Below are 2,577 nucleotides of genomic sequence, written 5' to 3' on the forward strand. Positions count from 1 at the left end.
TGATCGCGCCGAGGACGCTGACGCCGATGGTGCCGCCCATGCTGCGGAAGAAGGACAGCACGGAGGTCGCGGCGCCGAGGTCGGCGGCGGCGACGTCGTTCTGCGCGGCCAGGACCAGGTTCTGCATCAGCATGCCGACGCCGACGCCCAGCACCGCCATGTAGAGGCTCAGCAGACCGAAGGAGGTCTCGGCGTCGATCGTGGACAGCAGGGCGAGGCCGACGGACATGACGACCGCGCCCGCCACCAGGTACCGCTTCCACTTGCCGGTCCGGCTGATCACCTGGCCGGCGACGGTGGAGGACACCAGCAGACCGAGGATCATGGGCAGGCTCATCAGACCGGCGACGGTCGGCGACTTGCCCAAGGAGACCTGGAAGTACTGGGAGAGGAAGACGGTCCCGCCGAACATGGCGACACCGACCAGGAGGCTGGCGACGGTCGTCAGTGTCACCGTGCGGTTGCGGAAGATGTCGAGCGGGATGACCGGCTCGGCGGTACGCGCCTCGACGAGGACCGCCGCGACCAGCAGCAGCACGCCACCGCCCACGAGGGCGCCGCTCTGCCAGGAGGCCCACGCGAACTCGTTGCCGGCCAGCGACACCCAGATCAGCAGCGCGCAGACACCGGCGACGATCAGGAAGGCGCCGAGCCAGTCGATCCGCACCTGGCGGCGCGTGGTCGGCAGCCTCAGCGTGCGCTGGAGCAGCGCGATGGCGAGCAGCGCGAACGGCACGCCGATGAAGAAGCACCAGCGCCAGCCCAGCCACGAGGTGTCGACCAGCACACCGCCGACCAGCGGACCGGCCACCGTGCCCACGGCGAAGACGGCACCGAAGATGCCGGCGTACTTGCCCAGTTGGCGCGGCGGGATGACGGAGGCCATCACGACCTGCGCGAGGGCCGTCAGACCGCCCGCGCCGATGCCCTGCACGACCCGGCTGAAGATCAGCAGGCCGACGCCGTGCGAGAAGCCGGCCAGCAGCGAGCCGGCCACGAACATGCTCAGCGACAGCTGGAGCAGCAGCTTCTTGTTGAAGAGGTCGGACAGCTTGCCCCACAGCGGCACCGTCGCCGTCATGGCCAGCAGTTCCGCCGTGACGACCCAGGTGTACGAGGACTGGCTGGCGCCCAGGTCGGCGATGATCGTGGGCAGCGCATTGGAGACGACGGTGCCGGCCAGGATCGCGACGAACATGCCGGCCATCAACCCGGACATGGCCTGGAGTATCTGCCGGTGGGTCATGGAGGTGGGAGGCGCGTCGTCGGGCGCCTGAGGTGCGGTCACGGCATCTCTTTCGGGTGATGGAGGGGTGGGTGTCGCGATCGGTCCGCGCCGCGACTACGCGCCGGGTGCCGGAAGGCCGGCGGCGAGGAGGGCGAACACCTCGTGGAACACGTCCAGGAAGGCGGCCTCCTGCTGGTGGGCGGACCAGTGGTCGACGCTGGTGCGCACCGCGGCGGTGGCCACGGTGGCCAGCAGTCGCGGGTAGAGGCCGGGGTCCGCGGGCCGTTCCCCGTCGCCGGGGGCGCCGCGCAGACGTGCGGCGATGGCGTCGGCCAGGTCGGCCTCCGCCGCCATGTGCGCCCCGACGCCGCGCGCCAGCAGGTGCGGCGAGGCGTGCAGCACCTCGGCGTGCAGCCGCCACAGCTCGTGCTGCTGCTCCGCCTCGGCGAGTTCCGCGGCCATCGCCTCGCGCAGGGCCTCCAGCGGTGAGCGCCCGGCCGGGGCGTCGAGCACGGCGCGCCGCATGCGCGCGCCCGCGTCCGCGTCGAGGACGACGAAGGCGTCCTCGCGGGTGTCGAAGTAGTTGAAGAAGGTCCGCACGGACACGCCGGCCGCGGCGCTGATCGCCTCGACGGTGACCTTGTCCGCCCCGTGCTCGGCGGCGAGCCGCACCGCGGCCTCGGTGAGAGCGGCACGTGTGGCCCGCTTCTTCCGCTCCCGCAGACCGCCCCCGGCGGCACCCTTCTCCGACATAAGTTGCATGGTATGCAAACATGCACGCCCTGCAAAATTCATTTCGCGCGGTACCATACCCGCAGGGGTATGCGGAGGAGGACGCGTGGAACTCGACATGTCGGCCGAGGAGCTGAAGTCGGCGCTCAACCGGCTGCGGCGTGCCCAGGGGCAGCTCGCCGGAGTCATCCGGATGATCGAGGAGGGGCGCGACTGCGAGGACGTCGTCACCCAGCTCGCCGCCGTCTCCCGCGCCCTGGACCGGGCCGGCTTCTCGATCATCGCCACGGGGCTCCAGCAGTGCATGACCAGTGACGACCCGGAGATCCGGGACTCCGCGCAGATGCGCGCCCGCCTGGAGAAGCTCTTCCTCTCCCTGGCCTGACACACAACTCCGGTGTGCCCCGCCGAAGTTGGGGTACGCGACGCGAAGCACGGCCGCCACCGGGGTCGGCGCCGATGACGGCCGTGCGGCCCCTCTCGCCGTAGCTGCGGGCAATCGTGGCAGCGCGTGCCCCTTCCGGCCGCCGCCGTAGCTGCGGGCAGTCGTGGCAGCGCGCGCCCCCTCCGGCTGCCGCCGTAGCTGCGGGCAATCGTGCCGCTGGGGCGGCACGGGT

At 71.4% G+C, this 2,577-nt stretch carries 3 protein-coding genes; 1 reads left to right on the forward strand and 2 read right to left on the reverse strand.

What is annotated here, in order from left to right; all coding sequences use genetic code 11:
• A partial coding sequence (locus GTW67_RS32685) for an MDR family MFS transporter (protein WP_202438009.1) occupies positions 1-1,246 on the reverse strand: 1,246 nt, incomplete at its 3' end.
• A gap of 96 nt (positions 1,247-1,342) precedes the next feature.
• The gene (locus GTW67_RS32690; protein WP_161168375.1) at positions 1,343-1,990 is read right to left on the reverse strand and encodes a TetR/AcrR family transcriptional regulator; all 648 of its coding nucleotides are present in this window, start codon (positions 1,988-1,990) and stop codon (positions 1,343-1,345) included.
• 76 nt (positions 1,991-2,066) lie between these two features.
• Between GTW67_RS32690 and GTW67_RS32695 the strand changes: the two genes are divergently transcribed.
• Entirely contained in the window at positions 2,067-2,345 is a 279-nt protein-coding gene (locus GTW67_RS32695) for a metal-sensing transcriptional repressor (protein WP_161168376.1), read from the forward strand.
• The last annotated feature ends 232 nt before the right edge of the window (positions 2,346-2,577 follow it).

Origin of the sequence: Streptomyces sp. SID5910, from assembly GCF_009862125.1 — a bacterium.
Lineage (GTDB): Bacteria > Actinomycetota > Actinomycetes > Streptomycetales > Streptomycetaceae > Streptomyces.

Coding starts and splice junctions, on each gene's coding strand:
- GTW67_RS32690 (WP_161168375.1), bottom strand. CDS start 1,990: ATGCAACTTATGTCGGAGAAGGGTGCCGCCGGGGGCGGTCTGCGGGAG.